The sequence below is a fragment of the Paracoccus kondratievae genome, from assembly GCF_009301415.1.
GTDB lineage: Bacteria > Pseudomonadota > Alphaproteobacteria > Rhodobacterales > Rhodobacteraceae > Paracoccus > Paracoccus kondratievae.
Genome location: NZ_CP045072.1, coordinates 1,617,631 through 1,640,334 on the forward strand (window position 1 = coordinate 1,617,631; position 22,704 = coordinate 1,640,334).

The following is a 22,704-nucleotide window of genomic DNA, read 5'->3' on the forward strand; positions in this document are numbered from 1 at the left end:
TTGCTCCTTGCGCTTGTAAACACCTGCGGACCAGAGCATGACTGTCATCGTTTCTCCGGGCCGAGAAATTTTTCACGGTTTTGGCGCGAAGCCCCTTGCGCTTCAACCCCTGCCCGTCTAAATCGCCGCCACCACCCGAAAGCGCGGAGAGGTGCCGGAGTGGTCGAACGGGGCGGTCTCGAAAACCGTTGAGCCTTCACGGGTTCCGTGGGTTCGAATCCCACCCTCTCCGCCACTTGCCCCCGCGAAAGCGTTCTCCCGATCCGGCCGCGGCCGGATTTTCTCGTTGTATTCGAGGGTTATGCGGGAGGGGCTGAGCACTGGCCATGGCGCCAGGTGGCTTGGAAGTGGTCTCTCAGGGCCAACATTCTCCGGACCTGATGACTGCGCCGATTTGGTGAATAGCCGGCCAAGCCCTTGAAATGAAAGATTTCTGCGCTGCGCTGGGCTGTTGCCTTCGAGGCGGGTCGCGTTCGGGCGGTCGGGACCGGGATCCAAAGACAGTTCCTGTTGAAGATGAGCGCTTCGCGACCGCAGCTACACTGGCTCTCAGGCTCTGCCCTTCTGGAACACCTTCAGCGCGAGCATGTGCAAGCGATCCACGTCGTGGGGCCGGTAGATCATGAAAATGGCGTCACCGTATTGCGGGGTCACGCACCGCAATTCGACGGCTTGCCCCCTGATCAGTCGAATGCCGTTAGCGTGAGCCTGATCGCGCAGCAAGGCTTCAAGGGTGGCAGGGACCTCGATCCATGCGAGATCGGACAGCGGTAGCCGCTCCGCGATGAATGGGTACTTACCGTCTTCCAGTTCAGGTCCATCGACCATTTTGACTCCTTCCTTGTAGGGATCACCTCGCGGATTCCCCAGTTCCACTTGCCACAGTACAACCCATCACGCGTGCTCGTCGGCGATCACCTCTGCTTCACCGATTTCAGCATGCGCCGCAGCACTGCGGAGCCATCCAGCCAAGAGGTCGGCCGCCTTTTCGACCTGCTCAGGTTTTCTCAGCGCGCATGCCCAGACTGTCCCCACGCGCCATCCGTCGTCTAGAAGTGTGGTCCGAACGGAGCTGTCCCGTGCCACATTCGCGTCGAACTTCGCCTGCCAGAACTCCGGGCGCGTCGACGGGGTGGTGCTGTAGCGGCAGCCCTCGTGACGGTGCCAGAAGCAGCCATGCACGAAGATGACGGCCCGGTGCTTCGCGAGGACCAGGTCCGGCCGACCAGGGACACCCTTTCCATGCAGCCGATACCGGAAGCCGCGCGCGTGCAAGGCGCGCCTCAGCACCATTTCCGGCTTCGTGTCCTTGCCCCGTATCCCGGACATCATCCGCGAGCGGGTCTGCCTGTCGACGATATCTGCCATTTGCCTCCTGGCCTTTGCGTCCGGACCTGGTATACAGCCTGAAACCCGAATTCGAGAGGCCCCTGATTTGCCAGCCACTTTCGGCATCGTCGATCTGTTTGCCGGCCCGGGCGGGCTGGGCGAGGGATTTGCGTCCCTCGATGTCGGCGGCCACGCGCCGTTCCGGATCGGCATCTCGGTCGAGAAGGAGGCCTCGGCGCATCGTACGCTGACGTTGCGCGCCTTTCTGCGGGCGTATCAGGCGCGTCTCGGGGCGTTGCCGAAGGCCTTCATCGACTTCCACGCCGGACTGATCCCGGAGCCCGACTGGAGCGAGGTGGATGCGGCGGCGTGGCAGCATGCGACGGCGGAGGCGCAATGCCTCGAACTCGGGACGGAGCCGGCTGCCGCCGCCATCGATCATGCCATCGGTGCGCTGCGCCGGGATTTCGACGACACCATCCTGATCGGCGGCCCGCCCTGCCAGGCCTATTCGCTTGTCGGGCGCGCTCGGGCGAAGGGGAAGGTCGGATACGTCCCCGAGGAGGACGAGAGGCACTATCTCTTCCGCGAGTACATCCGCGTGCTCGACCGCCTGCGCCCCGTCGCCTTCGTCATGGAAAACGTCAAGGGCATGCTGTCCTCGACGGTCGAAAGCCGCCTCGTCTTCGAGATGCTGATGGAAGACCTCGCCTCGCTCGGCACCGGGCGGGGGCATCACTACGAGATGCGGGCGATCCGGGTGGCGGACGGCAGGGCCAGTCTGCAGGAGGCCACACAGTCTTCGGATTTCATTGTCCGCGCCGAGGAATGGGGGGTGCCGCAGCGGCGTCACCGGGTGATCATCGTCGGCATCCGCTCAGATCTGGCGGACAGGGCCACCGGGACGAGTGTACCGGTTTCCGGGGTGACACGGACTGTCGATGACGCCATCGGCATGATGCCGGACCTGCGCAGCGGCCTGAGCCGAGGTCGCGATGACCCGGCGAGCTGGCGGCGAGAGGTCGTCGAGGCCGCCCGGTTGCTGGCAGGCATCCACCGGGGCAAGGAAGACGGGCCGCTGCGCGACGCCTTTTTCGCCGTTGCGACGGGCCTGAAGGATGGACAGCTGGCACCCCGTCTATCGGCATGGCGCCCCGAGGGCTACGGCACGTCGAACGACGAACTCCTCGCCTGGCTGGAGCGCCCTGCGTTGCGCGGTTTCGCCCAGCACGAGACACGCGGGCACATGCCCTCGGACCTCGGGCGCTATCTGTTCGCAGCCGTCTTCGGCGCGGTACGCGGTTACAGCCCCAAGGCCGCCGATTTCCCGCTGTCGCTCAGCCCCGACCACCGCAACTGGCACAGCGGCGTCTTCAACGACCGCTTCCGGGTCCAGCTCGCCGGCGAGCCATCGACCACGGTCACGAGCCACATATCGAAGGACGGCCACTACTTCATCCACCCCGATCCCATGCAGTGCCGCAGCCTGACCGTGCGCGAGGCGGCGCGCCTGCAGACCTTCCCGGACGACTACCTGTTCCTCGGGAACCGGACGCAGCAGTACGTGCAGGTTGGCAATGCAGTGCCGCCCTACCTCGCCCGCCAGATCGCCCAGCTTCTCTTGCGCGGCCTTTCCGGACCGCCGTCTTGCGAACCGCCAGGGACCGAAGCCTCCGAAATGGCTGCTCGCAGCCGCGAGATTTCTTCGGCCAGGACGCCCGCGTCCGAGAGCTTGCCGAGGAGATAGTCGAGAGCGTTACGTTCTCCCCGGTCAAGAGTAGCGTGGCCTTCCTGAAGGGTTTCGAGCGCGGATTGCGACTTCGGTGAAAGCCAACCGCGCTTCCCGGATTCCTGCCTCACTTTCCGGGCAGCATCCGCCATGCTCGACCCCGACATCGAGAGCTCGGCCTCAAGTACCTCAACCTGTTTGCCGTCTTCCGATCGCCTGCCAGGTGCGGCGTCGGGGCTGTCCAGGATCCCCGACGTTCCGCCTCGAGTGGGGGCGGACTGATCGGGCACGCCGAAAACCCCGTCGAGGAAACTGGCGAGATCGCCCCGCGGCAGGTCCGCAAGGGACCTGATCTCGTTGCGGACCCGGATGCGGAGGATCGCGCGACGCATGATGTCCTCCATGGCCCCCTTGCCATGATGGCGCGCAGCGCGGAGCCATGCCTCTGCTACGGCAAGGGCAAGAACGTGATCGCCCCCGATGCTCGGTCGCTCGGTAATCTGCACGAGGGCATCCTCGGTCAGCGCCTCCAGCAATCCCCAGCGCTCGGGATGCCCCGGCCCCCGGTCGAGTGCACGACCACGCATCCAGAGCCTCTGGAAGGTATTGCGCACACCCCCGGCGTAGCGCTCTGTCGAGCTGCCGAAGCGCCAGTAGGTGATGTCCGGGGCCATGACAGCGGCAACGAACGCCCAGACATCATCCCGGAGGGCCTCGCCGGTAGTGAAGAGGTCGGATCGAGCAAGCCAGGCGGCGGCATCGGCATCGAAGCCGGCATGGGACTGCCGGGCGTCTTGCTGTCCAAACCCATGTTTCCGGGCAATTGCGACGAGGTCCTGCCGCACGGATGCAAGGTACGCCGCAGGGACGGGTGCGCCGCCGGTTGCGGCAAAGCGTACCTGATCAGGAAGATCATCGGGGCGAAAGCCCGCCCAAGCGGACGGGCCATGCTCGAGAAACCTGCGAACGATGACGTCGCAGGCCGGACCGGGCAGTCTTGGAAGCAGAAACGTCATTCCGGAACTCCCGGCTCCGCGAGCGCAAGCATGGTTGAGCGGAAGACGCCGGGACGGCTTTCGAGGACAGAGCGGATGAAGGAAGCGTCCTTGCCAGGCCACGCCTTGCGTAGCCACGTTGCGGCTTGGGCGCCGAGCGACCTCGGCTCCGACGCATCCATCTTCGTCTCGGCTTCGGGGTCGGCAAGAAACCGCTCGCAGATCTGACTCATGACATCGCCAAGCAGGAACTGGATCGTGACCGGGTCCTCGTCCTCGATCCGCTGAAGGGTCTCGCCGGACTTCGCATTGAGGTAAAGACGTACCGCTCCGTGGAAATCGCGCGTCCAGTCCCCCGGCGACCAGTGCAGGTGCCACGGCGCAGCACCCGCAATTCCACCACCGAGCATCTGCGCGAGGTCTACCGTCTCGATGGGGAAGCGGGGCTCCTCACCCTCGAGCCTGACCCGAATAGTCTCCGACCAGAGCCGGTCACCGGGATGGACGGGTGACAGCGCCGAGGTCTCTGCGGGGGCATTCGCCAAATGGAATTCCGTCTGCAGGTCGAGGATCATCGAAAGCCGGCGGCCCTCGATGGTCTGCTCGAACTCCCATGAGGTCTCTCCCGAACGAAGCTCCCGACGCGTGCGGGAAAGGACCTGGCGGGGTAGCCTGCCCTGACCCGTCCCTATCCTCACCGAGGCCGCCACAACGAGCTGATGGACCGGGATCCCGAGATCGGACGCTGCACGTTCGGGATCCAGGTGCAACGTCCTTCGAATTCGGATGTCGCTCGCGCTGTCCCAGTGGGGAAGGAACTCGCCCGCGGCGGACCATTCGACGCCGTCAAGGGAAATCTCCCACGCCGAGGCTTCCACGGCCGCCTCGGTCAGCGTGAGGAACGGGAATGCAACCCGACGATTCATGTTCCGACCTCCGGAATGACATCCGCATCGGCCGTCACCGCGCAATCATCCGGCACACGGACACGGATCTCGAACCGTCCTTCCCGGCCGCCAAGGTCAATGGTGTCGCCAGCGGTTTCTGCCTTTCCGTCCAGCCACCTGACGGAAAGAACTTCAGGCCTGCCGACGGTGTCGTCGACTGGTCCAAGCGTCGCGCCTTCCACTGCCACGGAGGCTGAAGCAATCAGCTTCGCGCCACTTCGCCGCGCGTCCTGCGTCACCTCCGTGAGGAAGACGGCAATACGCACGGCATCGCCAGCCTCGAGGCGCTCGAACACGGGACGACTTGCCCGCGCCCTCGAGGGTCGCCCGCCTCCTGAACCACCCGAACTGCGACGCCGCCCTGCGCCGTCGCCCCCGACGTTTTCGAGCACAGCCCCAAGGCGCCCGGCAAGGCGCGCAAGCGGTGGACCGGATCCGTCCCCCGGCCTTCGTGAGATCGGCTCCATGCCCATCTCGGAGGCGATTTCCTTCAGGCGCTTCAGCGCTATGTTGACGTAGCGCTTTTCGTTGCCTTTCGGCAGGTTGTCGGGAACCCAGTCATCATGGGCAGGCGGTTCGGAATCCGCAAAGGCCTGCTCTACCTCATCCTCGTCGCTGGCGATGAACACGCCTGCCCATTCCAGCCGCGCGTCGGGGAGCGGATTGCCCTCGAGATACTTCACGACGAGCTCAACGGGCCGCATCAGCGCAATGTGGTGCATCTGCTCGGGGACAAGCCGGACGTCCTCGTCCGCAGTCAGGTAGCGTCTCGGCGACCGCAGGCCCTTCTCGATGGCGAGCGTGCCGAGGATCTTCTGTGGCCTCTGGGACTCGATCCGCCGAACATTGTTTCCCGTGCGGGCCCGCGCCGCGGTCATTGCCTTGCACAACAGATCGAATGGGGCGAATTCCTCTGGCGCCGGAACGAGCAGTTCCCGATCCTCGACCATCACACTGCAGGCAAAGCGGTGCTTCGCCGGGGCGTCGCGCATCATCCGCGGCCAGAAATTCCAGAGCAGCGTCTCGACGATCCGGTTTCCGGTTGCCGTCAGATCGTCCTCGTCGGTCTGGAAGCCGAGGATCATGATCGTGGTCCCCGATCTGCCCGGGCCGCGTTCCGGCAGACCGAGTTGACCGGCCAGCGCCGAGGCGGTATCACCCGTTGCCGGATCGGCGATCCCGTCCGCCGGATCCCTGACGCCCCACCAGTGACGGCCTGTGAAGCGCCTCCTCATCCCGTTCTCCGGCTTTTCGAAGGAGCGGCCGACATGGCATGCCATCAGGCGCCGCCCCTCCGGACCGGCTCCGTCGGGCAGCGTGTCGACGATGATCGTGCTGCACGCGCTGGCACGATACAGGGCGACCTTGCCGAAGCCGTAGGTGCCGCCCCCCTGCTCGGTGTCCCGAGCTGTGCCGATGTTGCGAAGGAAGTCGATGAAGTTGGTCTGTTCGGTTCCTACCGGGATCCGGTCCGACCGCGTTGGGCCGCCAAGCCCCACGGTGCCGAAGTCGCAGATCTCGAGTACGACCGCACTTTCGGCCTCGAGGAGGCCTGAGATCGTGGCGGACGAACGCGGTTCCTCCGGAATCTCGGCAAGGACGATGCTCCGAAGGATGTCGCGCTGGGTGTCCGAGAGAGTCCGCAGCCTGATCAGGATCTCGGGCCCGACGCCCGGTCGCGCGGCGTCGGCAATGTTCTGGACAGATTCCCGGATGACCGTCTGCAACGGATCGAGCGTTGGTGCACCGAGCAGACGGCGGAAGTTCTCGCCGATGTTTCCGGTCGAACCGTAAGGCTCGGAATGGAGCTCGAGCGGGCTCAAGGTCATCCGGACAATTCCTGAAGGAGTGAGGCGAATTCCGCCGGCGGGCATTCTGCGTCGGTAGCATGCCCGAGATCGATCATGTAGGTCGCATCAACAATACCTGCAGGGATCCTTCCGCCGACAAAGCTCGAAGGCACGATCCGGGGAAGACCTGGGCCGACACGATAGAGGCGTTCTGCCTCCGCCCTGAATGCGAAACGGTTCCATGCGGCGTCATGCACATCCGTGCAGCCGACGGCCGCGAGCAGCGCCCGCAGTCCCGCAGGGTCGTCGGCGCGCAGCAAGGCCCTGTCTCCGAGAGAAGCCACGGTGAGAAGGCCGCCCTCGACCGCCTCGAGGACCAGATGCGCAAGGTGCAGAGATCCGCCCGCAGGCGGTTCCAGCTGATCGATGCCGTTGATGGTGACTTCGTTGGCCCCAGCGCCGAGCGATGCCTTGACCTCCAGCGAGACGTCTCTGGCCCGGAAGTCGTGCCGGTCTCCCGCCGGTCCGCGCCAGCAGCGCCAGGCCGAAGGCGAAATGTCGAGGAGCCGGTTCAACACGACCAGCTCGGCCACGAGGCCGACAACCCGCGGTCTGTCGATCTCTCTCCCTGCTGGCGGGACGAGAAGTTCGCGGAAGTCATCGAGCGCACCAGCCACAGCCGCGACCCCGTCCTTCCGGTCGGCTAGACGGCGGACGATGTCATCCACGACCTCGCCGAACACGGCTTCGAGATCCGGCGACGTGCAGATGACATCGAGAAACCGGATCGCGCGTTGCCCATTCGTGAGAGTCGTTAAGCCGATCTTCAAGGCACTGCCCGTCTCGAGAGCACTGATCGTCTCGCCCGCCGCAAGCGGCACCAGCAGCCGCGCCTCCCCGCCGGAACCGACGGCCAGCCGGACAGGCCCCGCCTTCGTCGTTGCGCGAAGAGGCAACGAGGGGATGCCGAGACCTTCTCCGTCGATGTGCCCTGCCCGAAGGACATTCCAGCGTCCCTGCGCCGGGCTCTCCTGCTTGGGTCTAGACACCTGCTGCCTCCGTCTGCGCGGCCTCCTCCTCCTCGATCGCAGCGACTTCCTCGGCCGACAGCGGCTGCAGCTCCACCGAGACGAAGTTCCCGCCCTCCGTGACCGATCCGGGGAAGACGATCCCGATGCCGAGCACGTCATGCACGGCATCGAGCGGCACTCTCGCCTTGCTCTCGCGCTCGGGGCGCGAGTCCCGCGCGATGGGATAGAGCAGGAGAAGCGGAACCTGTCCCACCGCGTCCAACCTCGCCGCCTTGAGTTCCTCCCAGCTTCCGTTGCCTCCGACATCGCCGGCACAGTCGAAAACCACATCGCGTCTCGACATGAGCGCCTTGATGTCCGCGATCCCGCTCGTGTCCTTCAACCTTGCGCGGTTGACCGTCCTGACGGAACCGATCGTGCCGAGAGGAGCATCGGAATGGCGACCGCGGCCGGACTCGACGATACCGATGTTCCATGATGAAAGGCGCGGATCCGGCCCGTCGATGAACGGGACCAGCATGGCCGGCAGCAGGTCCGCCTGGGAGGACTCGACGGAATAGGCCTCGAGGAATCTGCGGACCGACGACCTCGGCACGTTGCGCCAGAGCTTGCGCTCCCCTGCGTCCCGATCGCGCCGGCCAAGCGCCTCGATACGGCTGACAAGTTCGCTGCCTGCTGCCCAGTTCCTTTCGAGCAGTCCAGCGTCAGTGTGAGCGAAACGGAACGTCTGGCGATGGGTTCCCCAGTAGCTGACAGCACAGCGCCTCGCGGCGCGCATCTTGTTTGCCGCAGTAATCGCCATGCCGGGAATTGCCCTGATCCGGACCGCCAGGTCCATCGGCGCGAGGTCGCGGAGCCGATACTGCTCGATGTCCTCCCTGATTTCCTGTTCGACGGAGGCAAGCGCCCTGAATCGCAGCTTGAGATCGCTCGGCATCCAGATCCGCGGAAGATCCTCGTAGCCGGGCCGGTAGCCGAACCAGCGTCCCATCTGGAGTAGCGTGTCGTACTGGTTTGCCGTTCGCAGGAAATAACTGACCATCAGGCCTTCGAGGGTCAGGCCCCGAGCGAGGATGGAGCCGCCGACCACGATGTAGGTCTTTGGCCCGCCGGAATAATCGATCCTGTCGTCGCTTGCGCCGTTCTCGACCGGGAACTCGATGCTTTGGAGCACTTCCGGCAGATACCGGAAGACATCTTCCAGTGTGACCGGCTTCGCATCAGTCAGGTCGTCCGGCAGTCGTCCCTGCTCCTCGTCCCAGACCCGACCGAGCCGGGATCCGAGGTCGGATGCCGGATCGACAAGATCCTTGCGGTGCACGTCGACCCAGCCCTCGATCAGCGCCGCAACCACCTCGTGCGCACGAACGTAGGCCGATGTGTGCACCAGCATCGTCATGTGCTGGTCCCCATGTCCACGGGCGCGCCGCGCGGCGCAGCATGCGAGGAAGTAGAGGATGGCGGCCTCGAGACTCGGCGTCATGGCAGGCTGGAAGGCGTCACGCTCCTTCCTGCTGCGCGGCTGCAGCCCCGCCTCGTCCTCATCCGGCACGTCGCGGATCATGTCGAGCCCTTCCTCGTCGGGCCGCACGTCCTCCGGGTCGACCGGCGTCTTCCCGAACAGACGCTCGGTGCCGAAGTACCGATCCGGTTTCGGCAGAGCCGTGATGAAGTCCCGTGGATAGAGATCGTCGAGCTCCTGGCCGTCGACACGGTAGGGGTTGATCAGCACATTCGCGAAGGGAGTGGCAGTGTAGCCGACATAGGTAACAGCCGGGAGAAGTCCGAGAACTTCGCGGATGCGCTGGTTGATGGCCGTCATGTCGAGCTCGCCCCGCGCCGAGTTCACGCTTGCCTGGTCGCATTCGTCGTCGATGACCAGGACCCGGAGCTGCTGCAACACAGCCGGCAATGTCTCCCTGATGGCCTTGCGCAGTTCTCCAAGGGGCGAGACGTTCTTCTTGATGACGGCCAGCTGCGCCTTGTCGGAATGGGAGAGGAAACCGCCCTGAGGCGGAGCCCGGAAATCCCTGTCCACCTCGTTCGACGTGAGCACCTGCCAGTTCAGGGGATTGCGCCGCACGAGGTCGGAATACAATCTGAGCTGGGTCTGATGGCGCAGCTTGTTCGTCAGACCGGCGAGGACGATCACTGTGTCGTAACCTGCATCGAGTGCCTTGGCGATGACGGCCGTCATGTTGGCCGTCTTGCCCGACTGGACGTGGCCGACGACCAGTCCGCGACAGGAGAACTGGCTCCTCGCCGGATCCCGCGGGTTCTCAAGAAGTGAGACCACCTCGTTCGATGCGTCATCGATGCCGCGCACGTCGTCCTCGTGCCACTTCTTCTCGTTAAGAAGGAAGGACTTCACAGCAGGCCAGTGCAGGTCCGACGGTCTCGGGCCGAAGTACCATTCCGGCCGTTTTCTGATCACCGAGTGGCTGTGGAGTATCTCGATCTGTTCGAACTCGCGGGCAACTATGGCGGCGGCTTCGTCGATCTCGCCGGACAGATTAGCTGCAAGCCCGGGGGAGAGGAGGTCGAGTTCGGCGCGAACGGCAGCAACCGCGCTTTCGAGATTGCCATGCCGTGGCAGCGCTTGGCGGATACGTTCAACCAATCCATCAACTTGAGGTCCCGGCACAACGCCCTCCCGACTGAAACGCGAGCAATCTCCAGAGAACTGGATCAAGCCCAAGTAATCACGCGATGATTTCAGGATCAAGACGAGGATTGGACGGGAAGTGTCGAGAATGTCAGAAAGACTTCTTCTGCCGCTCCCACTCCTCCGGGAACCCGTCCATCAGCCGGGCCAAGATCACGTCCGGCCCTTGCCGCCCTTCCAGAATTGTATCCACGATGTCGGGCGCGAGCAGCGTGAGCCGCAGGACGCGGGTCATGTAGGAGGGCGCGATGCCCTCTCGCTCGGCAAGTTCGGCGATGGTGACGAACTCGCCCGACTCGAGCATCCGCTTCCAGCGGAACGCGCGGGCCAGCGCCTTGACGAGGGTGCTGTCAGTCCGCTGCGATTGCGTGGCGCCCTCGGGCAACTGCATCTCCTTCTTCCCGCCACGCTTCACGACCCGGAACGGCACGTAGAGCGTCACGGTGTCCGGGATCTGCGTCCTGCTGGTCATGCGGCCGCCTCGATGCCGCCAGCCAGCATCTCGCGGGCGAGGCCGCTAAGGCCGTCAACACGTAGCCGAACGTTCAGGCTGCCCGTACTGATGTCGACCCGTTCAACCAGCAGCGCCACGACGCGCGACTGCTCGGCGGGGAACAGTTCGTCCCACAGCGGGTCGAGCTGCTGCAGGGCCACGAGGGCGTCAGCCTCGGTGATGTCGCCGTCGTGGGCACGCGCCGCCTTCCATGTCCCCGCAACGATCTCTGGCTGGCGGAACACGGCGCGGAGCTGGTCTATGACGGCCGCTTCGATCTCGCCTGCTGGCACCCGGCCAACCGGGCACGATCCCGCGCCGTGCTTCAGCACCGTCTGGCTGACATAGTAGCGGTATAGCCTGTCGCCCTTGCGGGTATGCGTCGGCGAGAACGCGGCGCCATCGGGCCCGAACAGCAGCCCCTTCAGCAGCGCCGGCGTCTGGGCGCGGGTGCGCGCGGCGCGCTTGCGGGGGCTTTCCTGCAGGATGGCGTGAACGCGGTCCCAGTTCTCGCGGTCGATGATCGCTTCGTGCTCGCCCGGATAGCTCTCGCCTTTATGTACCGCTTCGCCGATGTAGGCGCGGTTGCTGAGCATCCGGTAAATGTATTTCTTGTCGAGCCGGTTGCCGCGCGACGTGCGGATGCCGCGTTTCGCGACCTCCCGCGCGAGTTCGGTCCCCGAGCCGATCTCGAGGAAGCGGGCGAAGATCCAGCGAACTTGCTCGGCATGCTCGTCGTCGATGACCAGTTTCCGGCTCTCGACCCGGTAGCCATATGGCGGGACGCCGCCCATCCACATGCCTTTCTTCCGGCTCGCTGCGACCTTGTCGCGGATGCGTTCCGCGGTCACCTCGCGCTCGAACTGGGCGAACGACAGCAGAATGTTCAGCGTCAGCCGCCCCATTGAGGTGGTGGTGTTGAACGACTGTGTGACCGAGACGAAGGTCACGCCGTTGCGGTCGAACACCTCGACCAGCTTGGCGAAGTCGGCGAGCGAGCGGCTGAGGCGGTCGATCTTGTAGACCACCACCACGTCGACCAGCCCGTCCTCGATGTCCGCCAGCAGCCGCTTCAGGCCGGGCCGTTCAAGCGTGCCGCCCGAGATGCCGCCATCGTCATAGTGATCGCGGACCAGCACCCAGCCCTCGGACCGCTGGCTGGCGATGTACGCCTCGCAGGCCTCGCGCTGGGCGTGGAGCGAGTTGAACTCCTGCTCCAGCCCTTCCTCTGAGGATTTCCGGGTGTAGACCGCGCACCGCAGCTTGCGGACGACCTTCGTTTTTTCGGGCGGCTTGGTCATCTCCGCCCCCTGTGGTTCTTGAGGCCGAAGAACACCCAGCCGTTCCAGCGCGTGCCGGTGATCGTACGCGCGATGGCGGACAACGACTTGTAGGGCCGCCCCTGCCATTCGAAGCCTTCGGAGGTGACGGTGACGACCTGCTCGACGCCCTGCCACTCGCGCAGCAGCCGCGTGCCGGTGATCGGGCGGCCGCGATCGGCGCGGATGCCGCGCTTCTTCTTGTCGCCGCCGTCCAGTTCCTCGCCGAGCCGTTCCAGCCGCCGGATCGTCTCGGGCTTCAGCCCGCCATAGGCGAGTTCCTGAATGCGGTAGGCCAGGCGGGATTCAAGGTAGCGGCGGTTGAACGGCGGCGGCTCGCTGTCGAACAGGTCGCGCCACTGTTGCTTCAAGTCGGGCGTCGGTGTGGTCTTGAGCGCGGCCAAGCGCGCGGGGATGGGATCGTGGGTCGTCATGCGGGTCTCCGTTGCGTTGGAGTTGCATGACGGCATTGGTCGGACGGATAGTGTAGGCAACTTTCTCCAGTGTCGTCAGATTCTTCTACTGTCTCCCGCGTGCGCAGCCGACCCAGCCCGAGCGCCAGCAGGCCGCACAGTTCGGCGCGGCGCTCGGCGGCAGTCATCAGGAAGGGTGACAGAGGGTTGGGACGTTTCATCATCGGTAACTCGCAGGGTTCTCGACGATGAAAAGCCGGTTCAGGAAGCAAATCGGGACAGCGATCGAAGATTCTTTGCGTCGGGGGGCCATGTGAGGTTAGCCTTCACGAAACCTTGATCACGGAGGTACACGTGGTTCGTGCGCCGGCCAAATCCTGTCCCAACCTGTCGCGGCTGTTCGACGATGCCGAGCCCTCGATGATTGCCGCATTCCTGCGAATGCGTGTCTTCGACAAGCTGACATGGTTGGCAGATTACCATTTCGAACCCGATGGCGCCGATGGAGATGTGCCTGCGGCAGCCATGTTGCGCGAACAGCGGAAGGAGAAGCTGTCACCCCTCGAAACCGAGGCAGCTCGTATCGTCAACATGTCGTCAGATCGCGGCCAGTTCGCGCTGGACGGACTTGTCCGCACCAAAATGCCGCCCGACCGGAAACGGCAATTCGATGGGCAGCGCGACTCGCTGGCACGCAGCTTTTGGACCTATCTCAACGAGCCGATGCTGTTCGAGGCTGCAGAGAACACCCTGCATTTGCGGCTCTACCGCCGCTATGACCGCCACTACCAGACGTTCATGGTCGCGCCTGTGCAAGACGGCGTGGCTGATGTCGCCTCATCGGCGCTGGACACCCTGCTGGACGATCTGCGGGATAGACTCGATCGGGGCGACGGATATGAAGTAGACCGGTTCGCCATTCCCCAGGACGGCGATGAGCCCGCCGAGGTCATGTACCTTGTGGTTCACCCGGAAGCTCCTACCAGTGTGCGGGAACTTCACGACGACGGGCAGCGCACGACAATGTATTTCCGCCCACCAGGGGAAATCATGATCGTGCACACCCCGAGTACCGGGCGCGTGCATGTCCGTGCTGGGACCCGAAAGCTTCGCCACGATGCGGCCGAGAGCTTCATCAGGACGGTCCTCGAACAGGAGCCCTCGCAACAACCTGTCGATTTTCAGGCCTACGACATCGCGCGGTTCTTTAACGGGTTCGATCTGGAACTCCCCGAGTTCGACGATGCAAGCATCCTGCGAGCTCGCGTGATCCGCGTGGACATCAGTATCGGAAATCTCGCCAACAGGCTGTCGGTCTCGACGTCCCTGGATGAGGACATCGGCCAGCTGATCAGCGATCAGCCGGGACTCGAGAGGATATTTCGCAATGCTCTCGCGATGCGGTTCGTGGAAATTGCTGTTCAATACCGGCGGGCGGGCGTGGACGGCGAGCGCACGCTGGACTTTACCCTGACGGATCGAAACACCACGAGCCTGCTGAGCCTGGATGATCCGTTCGAGCGCGTCCTCGGTCACCGCTTGCTCCGCCATTGGGGCATATTGCGTGATGGTCGCGCACCGACGCCCAGAGAGAGCACGGCGGTGCTGCCTGCATTGCTGGCTTTGTGGAACCTGGCATCTGACCGGATAAACGGTGCCTGGCTTCACGAGCGGGGGGTAGACGTCAAAACCCTGCTCGATCTCGGGTTCCTGGTCCCCTCAGGTTGGGAGGGTGACGACCTGATCGACGATGAAGACGATTTTGCGGAACATGTGGCAAAGGTCGTGGAGCGTCCTGAGGGACTCGAGCTATACTCGAGCGACGGCCAGTCATCGTCGGCCGCGCTGCCTGAGCGTTACCGTGTCTATCGGATTCGAGACGGATGGGTCGCCAGCCACCTGCGCGAGCAGCTTGGCAAGGCGCTGGACATCACAGCGATGGAGAACATCCGGCCCGACCTCATCGCGCTCGGCGCATTCGAAATCGACGGGCGTGATGTGCCGCTCTATCTCGCGCGCCGACTCGAGGACGAACGGGTCCGCGCCGCCATCGACACCGAGCTTCGCGCGCGTGACAAACAGGGGATCGGGCTCGTCCTGCAGGCGGGCGACGTGGCCGGCGTCTGCCTGGCGGCAAATGTGCTCGCCAGACTCGCCGACCATATCCTGCCGGAGGGAGCCGAATTTGCTGTCGATCTGACAAGCCTGACGGCAGCATTTCGTCGGAACCGGTCGTTGGCCCAAGGTGGGGCGGCTGTCGAGTTCCACAAGTCGGGCACCGGCGCCGGGGTGCTGAGCGTACCAGGCCGAGGCACGATCGACATTGTGGGGGAAAATCGCGTCACGGTCATCGATCGACTGGTACAGGCATATCCGACGCCCATGAAGACCGAGGACATGATCGCAGGGTTCGGGGGGCAATCCCTCAGCAGCATTTTTGGCCAGCCATTGTGGGACAAGCTGAAGGCTGGCTTCATGCGCTCTCCGAAGCGCGGACAATGGGAGATCGCGGTCTGACCGCCAACTGCGCTCCAACTGCGTTCAGGGGCTCTGACTAACTGCGATTCGCTGTTTCATTTGAGTTGCTCCTTCAACGACGGAGCATTTCAAATGCCGACCCACAACTCTCATCTCGCGGCGGTGCGCTGCGCGCAGGACCGCACGCCCCGCATCTCATCTAACGACTGGCGTTGCTGCTGCGGCGCACTGCTTGGCATCCACCGCGACGGCCTGATGCATGTGAGCTTCGCGCGCGGTCACGAATATCTGTTCAGCTATCCCGCCACGGCGACCTGCCGGCGCTGCGGGACCATGAGCCAGACGAAGGGACCGGCGCGTTAAGCCGCGCCGTTCCCCTGAATTTCCCGATCATCAGAGGCGCACGACGCCCTGAGGCCCGAGAGAGGCGCTGGACGCCCGGCCGGAAGGCTGGCGTCCCGTGTCTTTCTCCTGGTTCGCGATCCGCGAGGATCTCGCCCGTTCGTCGTCGACCCTGCAATCTCAACGCGATTATCGTGCCGTCCGGTCGGCCGAACCGTCGCTTCGGCCTTACGCCGATATCGTCGGGCTGCTCGGCGCCCTGCATCATGGGCATCTCGATTTCGATGGGCGAAACGCCATTCTCGCCGCCCTCGTGCGCAGGTCACAAGGCCGCGATCGTCCCGCGGGATTGGCCCTGCACGTCATGCTGCTTTCCCTGTGGCCGGGGCTCGATGCGATCCGCAACCGCTGCCTGCGTCGTCGTGTCGGCACTGCTGACGAGATCAGCTCCGACCTCCTGGCCCGCAGCACGGAAATCATCCGGACCCTTGATCTCGGTCGCGTCACCAATATCGCCGCCACCGTGCTGATGAACACCGAACGCGATCTGTTGCGCGCCCATCGACGCGAGATCGACCGTCAGCAATCTTGCGCGGAGGTAGAACCCGACTGGATTGCCGCGCCGCCGTCATGGGCGGAACGGGCCCGGATGCGGGCGGAATTGCGGGCTGATCTGTCGGCGGTAATCGGGTCAGATGCCGATCTGGTCCTTGGCGTCGCGGTGGACGGCTTGAATCAGATCGAGATGGCAAGCGCGCTCCGCCTGTCCGATGGGGCGGCGCGGAAACGTTATCAACGCGCCGCTGCGCGCCTGCGAGGCCATTACCGGCCTTGAGCCGCCTCGTGCCACGGATCCACCACCTCCACGCCCATGGCGGCGAAGGGCGCGGTGTCGCGGCTAGCGACGGGATAGCCCTGTGCCGCGGCAATGGCAGCAATCGCGCCATCGGCAAAACTCACGGCCTGTCCCTGCCGGCGCGCCGTTGCCATCAATACTCCGAAGGCACTGGCAGCGGCCTCGTCGAACGACAGGATACGTGCCGGAAATACCTCGGCCAGCATCTGCTCGAGCCGCGCGTCAAGATCGTCCCGACGCCGCCCAGCGTCCAGGCATGCAATGCCGAACCGCAACTCGGCCAGGCTGATGGTGGTCAGGTGCAGGGTGGTCAACTCTTGCCGGTTGAGCCAGTCGATCACCCGCGGCTCTGGCGCCGGCTTCATCGTCTCCGAGACGACATTGGTGTCGAGGATGATCATTCGAAACCGGCCGGCTCCGCGGGCGTCCGGTCGCGTTCGACCGAAAGGTCGTCCGTCTCGGCGCCGGACCAGATACTGCGCATCAGATCACCCGCGCGCGGGCGCGACTGCGGCAGCACCGCGCGGGCAATGATCTCGCGCAACTCAGCCTCGGCGCTGCGACCATGCGCGGCGGCCTGCGCCTTCAGCGCGCGATGCACCTCTTCCGGGATCTGACGCACGACGATCTGGGCCATGATGAAGCTCGCTCGATATCAATTTTAATTATAGATATCACATTTAATCGCGGCTTCAATGTCCCGATCGGCGTGCGGGGGTGGCTTTTGAACAGGTGAAGCCCCTGTTCACGAGCCCGATCGATGACCCTGCCGCCCATTCCGCCGCCTGATCTCCTGAAGCGCCTTCCCGGCTATTATCGCCGCTGGGAGCTGACCGAGCTGGTGATGCCAGACCGGTATTACTTCTTCGAAGCAGCCGGCCAGCATGAGGATGGCGAGGACCTCTTCGCGGTCTATATCCAGCCCGCCGATCTGGAGCCCGGCGACGGGCGGCTACAATGAGCGTGCCGGCGGTCGATCCGGCGCAGATCGCGCTCTTTCTCGATGTCGTCTTCTCCTGGTGCGACGGGCTGATCCCCTTGCGCGGCCTGCCCGAGAAGGGCGTGACGCCGCCCCCGCCGAGTGATCTGCGCTGGTTGCCTGCCGATGCGGGTGCGCCCGCGACCGTTGCCGCCTGCGCCGAAGCTGCCGCCCAGATCAGCCGCGCCATCTATGTCATCCCCGGCACCGTGGCGCAGCGTGGCGAAGCCCGCGCCGGGCATGTGCTGCAGATGCAGGCCCTCGTGGTCGATCTTGATCAGGGCGATATTGTCGCCAAGCGCGATCACCTCATCCGCCATCTCGGTCCCGCCACGCTCACGGTGGAAAGCGGTGGCATCACCGAGGGCGGTCAGAAGAAGCTGCATCTGTGGTGGAAGCTGAGCGAGCCCGCGCATGGTGCGGATATCGCCCGTCTTTGCCGCCTGCGCGCCGAGATCGCCCGCAAGGTCGGTGGTGACGGCAGCTTCGGTTCGGCGCACCAGCCGGTGCGGGTTCCGGGCACCATCCATGGCAAGCACGGCCTGAGATCGCAGGTCAGGATCATCGATCATCAGGCGATCGAGGTCGATCTGGCCGAGTTCGAGACTCGGGCGATCGCCATGCCGGCCTTGGCAGAGCCGTCGTCATCGGGCAAGCCCCTCGACTTCAATTCTGATGCAAAACCCTCCGTCGATGCCGTGCTCACCACGCCGGTGCGGGAAGGCGCGGCGGATGACTGGACACGGTTCCAGGGCGCCAGTGCCGCGATCGGCCATTACCTGCGCCAGGCCCATGAGGGGCGCATGACGCTCGATGAGGCCTGGGAGGCGATCTGCAGCTATAACGCCGCGATGCTGCGCCCGCCATGGCCCGAGGATCGGCTCAAGGCCGAGACACGTCGCCTGTGGCAGCGACATCTCGAACGCAACGGACCTGCGCAGCCGCCGCGGCAGGTGGCGCCGACAGGCCCGCTGGACTGCTTCAGCCTCGGCCAGCTGCTCGATGACCGCAGCGCGCTGCCCGACGACATCATCGCGCCGCGCGTGCTCACACCGGGCGGCCTGCTGGTCCTTGGCGGCGCGCCCAAGGTCGGCAAGAGCGACTTCCTGATCTCCTGGCTCGTGCACATGGCGGCAGGCGTGCCGTTCCTCGGCTTCACGCCGCCGCGGCCGCTGCGGGTATTCTACCTGCAGGCGGAACTTCAGTATCACTACCTGCGGGAGCGCCTTCACCAGATCGGTTTGCCGCCCGAGGTGCTCGACTCCGCCCGCGAAGGCTTCGTCGCAACGCCGCGGCTGAAGCTGCTGCTCGATGGGGGTGGCGTGGCCCGTGTGGCTGAGGCGGTCCGCTCCGCCTTCCGCGACAGCCCGCCCGACGTCCTGTGCATCGACCCGATCCGCAATGTCTTCGACGGCGGTCCCGACAGCGGCGGCGAGAACGACAACAGCGCGATGATGTTCTTCCTCAAGGAACGCGTCGAAGCGCTGCAGGCGGCGGTCAATCCCGATGCCGGCGTCATCCTCGTCCACCACACGAAGAAGCTGTCCAAGCAGCAGGTGAAGGACGATCCCTTCCTGGCCCTCTCCGGCGCCAGCGCGCTCCGGGGTTACTACACCACGGGCCTGATCCTGCACCGCCCGGGCGAGGACAGCACCGCCCGTCGCCTCGAGATCGAACTGCGCAACGGACCGGCGCTCGAGCCGAAGCTGGTCGACAAGATCGGGGGCACATGGGTTGAGGTCAGCCGGCTCTTCGAACGCGTCGTCGGCCAGGAAATCGGCGCAAAGCACGACGCCGAGCGCGATCGCAAGCGCGACGTCATCCTCTCGATCCTGCTCGCCGAGGCCGCCGAGGGGCGGCTCTATACCTCGACGCAGTTCCGCGAGGCATTCGAGAACCAGTTCGGCCTTGGCAGCCAGTCGACGATTCGTGACCGGATCAATGTGCTGAGCACCAAGGGCTATATCCGCTTCCTGCGCGATGGCACCGAATTCGGCCACGAGGTCGTTCGCTCGAGGTTCGGATATCTCTGCGTCCACGGCATGGTGTTCGGCAGCGAGGCGCAGGTCGATCCGGAGTCCGGCGAGATGCTGTCGACCGGCAAACCGGTCGTTCCCAGCCACTACAAGTCGCCCGCCAACGGCCTCTGCATGGAGCTGGATGACCCCTGCAACTGGCCCGATCCGGAGGACGATCATGCGTGAAATCGTCCTCCAACACGTTTGTTCGTCCTGCCGGATTTCTTGTTCGACCTCAGGACAAACATGTTCGTCCTCCTCCATTGTTCGTCCTCAATCAAACAAAATCAATGACTTACTACAGGACGAGGACGAACATGTTCGTCCTCTTGTTCGACCTCTGTTCGTCCTCTTTTCCCGTTTTACTACAGAGACTTACTTGCTTTTGAGGACGAACAACGGGACCCCCCATACTACGTATGGGAGGGCCGGCCTCGGGGCCGAGCCCCCCATCCGTGACGTCCGTGCCCGCGGTCCGCCGTTCTCTTTCGTCTCTGCCTCACCCGACCACTGCGGCCAGAACGACAGGAGATGACGATGGCCCGAATGAAACTGACGACGATGCGTTACACGCCCCCCGGCTACGGCGGCACGCGGCGCAGCCCCGATGAGGTCAAGCGTGATGGCTGGCAGGAGATGGGTCTGCTGGCGGTCAGCGTGGACGACCCGCGGCTGACCTGGCCGGAGCGCGAGATGATCGCGCAACTGGGACGCAAGCTCTACGGCCCCTGCGCTAGTGAGGGAGGGCACGGCGATGGTTGAGCGCAACTGGACAGCCGACGATGTTGCCGATCACTTCGAGGAGGCGTTCCGGACCCTGCGCAGGCTCCCCTCCGCTGCCCCGCGCGGTCACGGCAGCCACTGGCCGCAGATCCTGCGCAGCGCCCGCGAGATCGCGGCGATGGAGCCGGAGCCGATGCGGGTGGTGCCCTCGGCGCAGGCGATCTCGGCGCTGGAACGGACCTTCGACTGGGCGCTGTGGATCAACGAGGCCGAACGCAAGCTGATCTGGTCGCGGGCGGCGCGGGTGCCATGGAAGGTCATCTCCGGGGAGATGGGCTGCGACCGGACCACGGCGTGGCGGCGCTGGCAGCTGGCGCTGACCAAGATCGCGTCGCGGCTGAATGCGTGAAAGAGTCCAAAGTGTTGCAACACTTTTGTGTTCGACACCTGCAACAGCTCCATGCTAAAAGCAGGGCATGATCGGGAGAAGAGCGCCCATGAGCGCCACCGATCATCTCCATTCCGTTTCATCAGACTTGCGAGGGCATCCCATGCCTGTGCGCCCGCCCATCCATCGCCCGGCTGGACGACGCGACAAGCCGGAGCGTGACCGCGACACTGATCGCCAACGCGACCCCGCCATCCGGGCGCTCTACAAATCCGCTCGGTGGCAGCGTGCCCGGCGCATGTTCCTCGCCTGCCACCCGCTTTGTGCGGAATGCCAGCGGCAGGGTCGCGTGAGCGCCGCCAACACCGTCGATCACATTACTCCGCATTGCGGCGACACAGAGCGGTTCTGGGACCCGGACGGTTGGCAGGCGCTCTGTGCCAGCTGTCACAGTCGCAAGACCGCCGCCGAGGATGGCGGCTTCGGCAATCGTCGGCGGGAACCCTGATCCCGCCCCTGACCCCGGGGGGAGGTCAAATCTCCGGGCGGTTCGACGTCAGGACCGCGCGCCAAGCTTTCTGCATCCATGGCCAAAATGGCGAGGGGGGGGGTGCAGCCCATATCCTGAAGGAAATCGTCCGTGTCCGATCGTCAGCTTGCCGTTGAATACCGCCCGCTCGACAGCCTGGTGCCCTACGCGCGGAATGCCCGTACTCACTCCGAGGCGCAGGTGGCCGAGATCGCGGGCTCGATCCGCGAGTTCGGCTTCACCAACCCGGTGCTGATCGCCGAGGACGGCACGCTGATCGCCGGTCATGGGCGGGTGCTGGCGGCGCGACTGCTCGGCATGGATACCGTGCCGACGATCACCCTGACCGGGCTCAGTGACAGCCAGCGGCGGGCGCTGGTGCTGGCGGACAACCGCATCGCGCTCAACGCCGGTTGGGACGAAAGCCTACTGGCGCTGGAACTGAGCGATCTGAAGGACGCGGGTGTCGATCTCGGTATCCTGGGCTTTGAGGATGGTGAGCTGGACCGATTGCTGGCCGGGACCGAGGGGGAAGAGGAAGGCTCGACCCTGCCTGTCGTTATCCCCGAGCCGCCGCGCAACCCGGCCTCGCGCACCGGCGATCTGTGGATCCTCGGCGACCATCGGCTGCTCTGCGGTGACAGCACGAGCCACGACGATGTCCGCCGCCTGATGAACGGCGAGCGGGCGATCCTGTTCGCGACCGACCCGCCATACCTCGTGGACTACGACGGTTCGAACCACCCGACCCGCAACAAGGACTGGTCCGCCTCTTACGGCACGACCTGGGACGACAGTTCTCAGGGCGCGGAGCTCTACGATGGCTTCATCGGGGCCGCCGTGGCCGAGGCCATCACCGAGGATGCCGCCTGGTACTGCTGGCACGCCTCGCGCAGGCAGGCGATGCTCGAGGCCTGCTGGGAGAAGGCCGGCGCCTTCGTCCACCAGCAGATCATCTGGGTGAAGGACCGCGGTGTTCTCACCCGGTCGCATTACCTGTGGAAGCACGAGCCCTGCCTCATGGGCTGGCGCCGCCCGAACCGCCCGCCGAAGGTCGCAGATCAGACGCTGCCCTCGACCTGGGAGATGCCGAGCTTCGCCAGGGACGACCGGCCCGATCACCCGACGCCGAAACCACTCGACGCCTTCGGGATCCCGATGCGCCAGCATGTCGCCCGCGGCGGGCTCTGCTACGAGCCGTTCTCGGGCTCCGGTTCGCAGATCATGGCGGGCGAGGCCAACGGCCGCCGCGTCTTCGCGATGGAGATCAGCGCAGCCTATGTCGATGTCGCCTTGGAGCGCTGGCAGGCCGAGACCGGCAAGGATGCGATCCTCGACGGCGATGGCCGGACCTTCGCCGAGGTGAGGGTCGAGCGGCTGGGCGGCGTCGACGAGAGCCAGGAGGACGCGGCATGAAGCAGACCCGAGCCATGTCGCTGGTTGAGGCGATCGCCAACGTGGTCGTCGGCTACGGGGTCGCGGTAGTGACCCAGATCCTCATCTTCCCCATCTTCGGGTTGCACACGACGCTCGCGCAGAACCTGAAGATGGGCGCTATCTTCACCGTGGTGAGCATCGCACGATCCTTCGCCCTGCGGCGGGCTTTCGAGGGGATCAGGATGCTGAGTGCCACAGGAGCGACCGCCGCTCCGCAGGAACGGCGATCATGAGGGTCGGCGG

Annotated in this window: 22 protein-coding genes and 1 tRNA gene; 12 read left to right on the top strand and 11 right to left on the bottom strand. The window is 64.9% G+C overall.

Going from position 1 to position 22,704, the window contains the following annotated elements; all coding sequences use genetic code 11:
* Positions 1-145 precede the first annotated feature (145 nt).
* Positions 146-235 (top strand) — tRNA-Ser (locus F8A10_RS08105).
* A 314-nt stretch (positions 236-549) separates the two neighbouring features.
* Here the strand turns inward: F8A10_RS08105 and F8A10_RS08110 are convergent.
* Together F8A10_RS08110 and F8A10_RS08115 are read right to left on the bottom strand one after the other, a co-directional pair.
* Positions 550-828 carry a hypothetical protein gene (locus tag F8A10_RS08110; protein WP_152367079.1) on the bottom strand — a complete coding sequence of 93 codons (279 nt, stop codon included), beginning with the start codon at positions 826-828 and terminating at the stop codon, positions 550-552.
* 66 nt (positions 829-894) lie between these two features.
* Positions 895-1,368, bottom strand: a complete 474-nt coding sequence (locus F8A10_RS08115) for a very short patch repair endonuclease (RefSeq protein WP_152367080.1) — start codon at positions 1,366-1,368, stop codon at positions 895-897.
* Between the two features lie 67 nt (positions 1,369-1,435).
* Here F8A10_RS08115 and F8A10_RS08120 point away from each other — a divergent pair, with 67 nt between their 5' ends.
* On the top strand, positions 1,436-3,076 hold the full coding sequence (locus F8A10_RS08120; protein WP_152367081.1) for a DNA cytosine methyltransferase: 1,641 nt from the start codon (positions 1,436-1,438) through the stop codon (positions 3,074-3,076).
* Positions 3,077-4,070: 994 nt separating this feature from the next.
* On the opposite strand, the gene F8A10_RS08130 is transcribed toward F8A10_RS08120, so the two are convergent.
* The 7 genes from F8A10_RS08130 to F8A10_RS08160 all read right to left on the bottom strand — a co-directional run bounded on the left by F8A10_RS08130 (position 4,071) and on the right by F8A10_RS08160 (position 12,732).
* The gene (locus F8A10_RS08130) at positions 4,071-4,979 is read right to left on the bottom strand and encodes a hypothetical protein (RefSeq protein ID WP_152367082.1); all 909 of its coding nucleotides are present in this window, start codon (positions 4,977-4,979) and stop codon (positions 4,071-4,073) included.
* Entirely contained in the window at positions 4,976-6,829 is a 1,854-nt protein-coding gene (locus F8A10_RS08135; protein ID WP_152367083.1) for a hypothetical protein, read from the bottom strand. Before F8A10_RS08135 ends, F8A10_RS08130 begins: the two co-directional genes overlap by 4 nt.
* Positions 6,826-7,839, bottom strand: a complete 1,014-nt coding sequence (locus F8A10_RS08140) for a PD-(D/E)XK motif protein (protein WP_152367084.1) — start codon at positions 7,837-7,839, stop codon at positions 6,826-6,828. The genes F8A10_RS08135 and F8A10_RS08140 overlap by 4 nt, the downstream gene beginning before the upstream one ends.
* Positions 7,832-10,441: a Z1 domain-containing protein gene (locus tag F8A10_RS08145; RefSeq protein WP_227493361.1), complete on the bottom strand. Its 2,610-nt coding sequence runs from the start codon at positions 10,439-10,441 to the stop codon at positions 7,832-7,834. The genes F8A10_RS08140 and F8A10_RS08145 overlap by 8 nt, the downstream gene beginning before the upstream one ends.
* A gap of 136 nt (positions 10,442-10,577) precedes the next feature.
* Positions 10,578-10,958, bottom strand: a complete 381-nt coding sequence (locus tag F8A10_RS08150) for a hypothetical protein (RefSeq protein ID WP_152367086.1) — start codon at positions 10,956-10,958, stop codon at positions 10,578-10,580.
* The gene (locus tag F8A10_RS08155; RefSeq protein ID WP_152367087.1) at positions 10,955-12,280 is read right to left on the bottom strand and encodes a recombinase family protein; all 1,326 of its coding nucleotides are present in this window, start codon (positions 12,278-12,280) and stop codon (positions 10,955-10,957) included. Before F8A10_RS08155 ends, F8A10_RS08150 begins: the two co-directional genes overlap by 4 nt.
* Positions 12,277-12,732 (bottom strand): DUF2924 domain-containing protein, encoded by a 456-nt coding sequence (locus F8A10_RS08160; RefSeq protein ID WP_152367088.1) that lies wholly within the window; start codon positions 12,730-12,732, stop codon positions 12,277-12,279. The genes F8A10_RS08155 and F8A10_RS08160 overlap by 4 nt, the downstream gene beginning before the upstream one ends.
* 333 nt (positions 12,733-13,065) lie before the next feature.
* Here F8A10_RS08160 and F8A10_RS08170 point away from each other — a divergent pair, with 333 nt between their 5' ends.
* The 3 genes from F8A10_RS08170 to F8A10_RS08180 all read left to right on the top strand — a co-directional run bounded on the left by F8A10_RS08170 (position 13,066) and on the right by F8A10_RS08180 (position 16,366).
* Positions 13,066-15,228 carry a hypothetical protein gene (locus F8A10_RS08170; protein WP_152367089.1) on the top strand — a complete coding sequence of 721 codons (2,163 nt, stop codon included), beginning with the start codon at positions 13,066-13,068 and terminating at the stop codon, positions 15,226-15,228.
* Positions 15,229-15,321: 93 nt separating this feature from the next.
* The gene (locus F8A10_RS08175) at positions 15,322-15,552 is read left to right on the top strand and encodes a hypothetical protein (RefSeq protein WP_018000087.1); all 231 of its coding nucleotides are present in this window, start codon (positions 15,322-15,324) and stop codon (positions 15,550-15,552) included.
* A 97-nt stretch (positions 15,553-15,649) separates the two neighbouring features.
* Positions 15,650-16,366, top strand: coding sequence for an RNA polymerase sigma factor (locus F8A10_RS08180; protein WP_062563252.1), 717 nt, complete (start codon positions 15,650-15,652; stop codon positions 16,364-16,366).
* On the opposite strand, the gene F8A10_RS08185 is transcribed toward F8A10_RS08180, so the two are convergent.
* Both F8A10_RS08185 and F8A10_RS08190 read right to left on the bottom strand, forming a co-directional pair.
* Positions 16,354-16,788, bottom strand: coding sequence for a type II toxin-antitoxin system VapC family toxin (locus tag F8A10_RS08185; RefSeq protein WP_011748362.1), 435 nt, complete (start codon positions 16,786-16,788; stop codon positions 16,354-16,356). The two genes, F8A10_RS08180 and F8A10_RS08185, sit on opposite strands and share 13 nt — an antisense overlap.
* The gene (locus F8A10_RS08190; protein ID WP_018000085.1) at positions 16,785-17,024 is read right to left on the bottom strand and encodes a FitA-like ribbon-helix-helix domain-containing protein; all 240 of its coding nucleotides are present in this window, start codon (positions 17,022-17,024) and stop codon (positions 16,785-16,787) included. The genes F8A10_RS08185 and F8A10_RS08190 overlap by 4 nt, the downstream gene beginning before the upstream one ends.
* 123 nt (positions 17,025-17,147) lie before the next feature.
* Between F8A10_RS08190 and F8A10_RS08195 the strand changes: the two genes are divergently transcribed.
* From F8A10_RS08195 to F8A10_RS08225, 7 genes are all read left to right on the top strand, one after another.
* Complete coding sequence (locus F8A10_RS08195; protein ID WP_152367090.1) at positions 17,148-17,348, top strand: hypothetical protein; 201 nt, start codon at positions 17,148-17,150, stop codon at positions 17,346-17,348.
* Entirely contained in the window at positions 17,345-19,570 is a 2,226-nt protein-coding gene (locus F8A10_RS08200; protein WP_152367091.1) for an AAA family ATPase, read from the top strand. Before F8A10_RS08195 ends, F8A10_RS08200 begins: the two co-directional genes overlap by 4 nt.
* Before the next feature lie 351 nt (positions 19,571-19,921).
* Positions 19,922-20,146, top strand: a complete 225-nt coding sequence (locus F8A10_RS08205; RefSeq protein ID WP_319805331.1) for a hypothetical protein — start codon at positions 19,922-19,924, stop codon at positions 20,144-20,146.
* Positions 20,139-20,516, top strand: coding sequence for a DUF6362 family protein (locus F8A10_RS08210; protein ID WP_152367092.1), 378 nt, complete (start codon positions 20,139-20,141; stop codon positions 20,514-20,516). The genes F8A10_RS08205 and F8A10_RS08210 overlap by 8 nt, the downstream gene beginning before the upstream one ends.
* Before the next feature lie 142 nt (positions 20,517-20,658).
* On the top strand, positions 20,659-21,003 hold the full coding sequence (locus tag F8A10_RS08215) for an HNH endonuclease signature motif containing protein (protein WP_152367093.1): 345 nt from the start codon (positions 20,659-20,661) through the stop codon (positions 21,001-21,003).
* A 132-nt stretch (positions 21,004-21,135) separates the two neighbouring features.
* Positions 21,136-22,440 (top strand): site-specific DNA-methyltransferase, encoded by a 1,305-nt coding sequence (locus F8A10_RS08220; RefSeq protein WP_152367094.1) that lies wholly within the window; start codon positions 21,136-21,138, stop codon positions 22,438-22,440.
* A complete protein-coding gene (locus F8A10_RS08225) occupies positions 22,437-22,694 on the top strand; it encodes a DUF7220 family protein (RefSeq protein WP_152367095.1) in 258 nt (85 codons plus the stop codon). The genes F8A10_RS08220 and F8A10_RS08225 overlap by 4 nt, the downstream gene beginning before the upstream one ends.
* Positions 22,695-22,704: the final 10 nt, after the last annotated feature.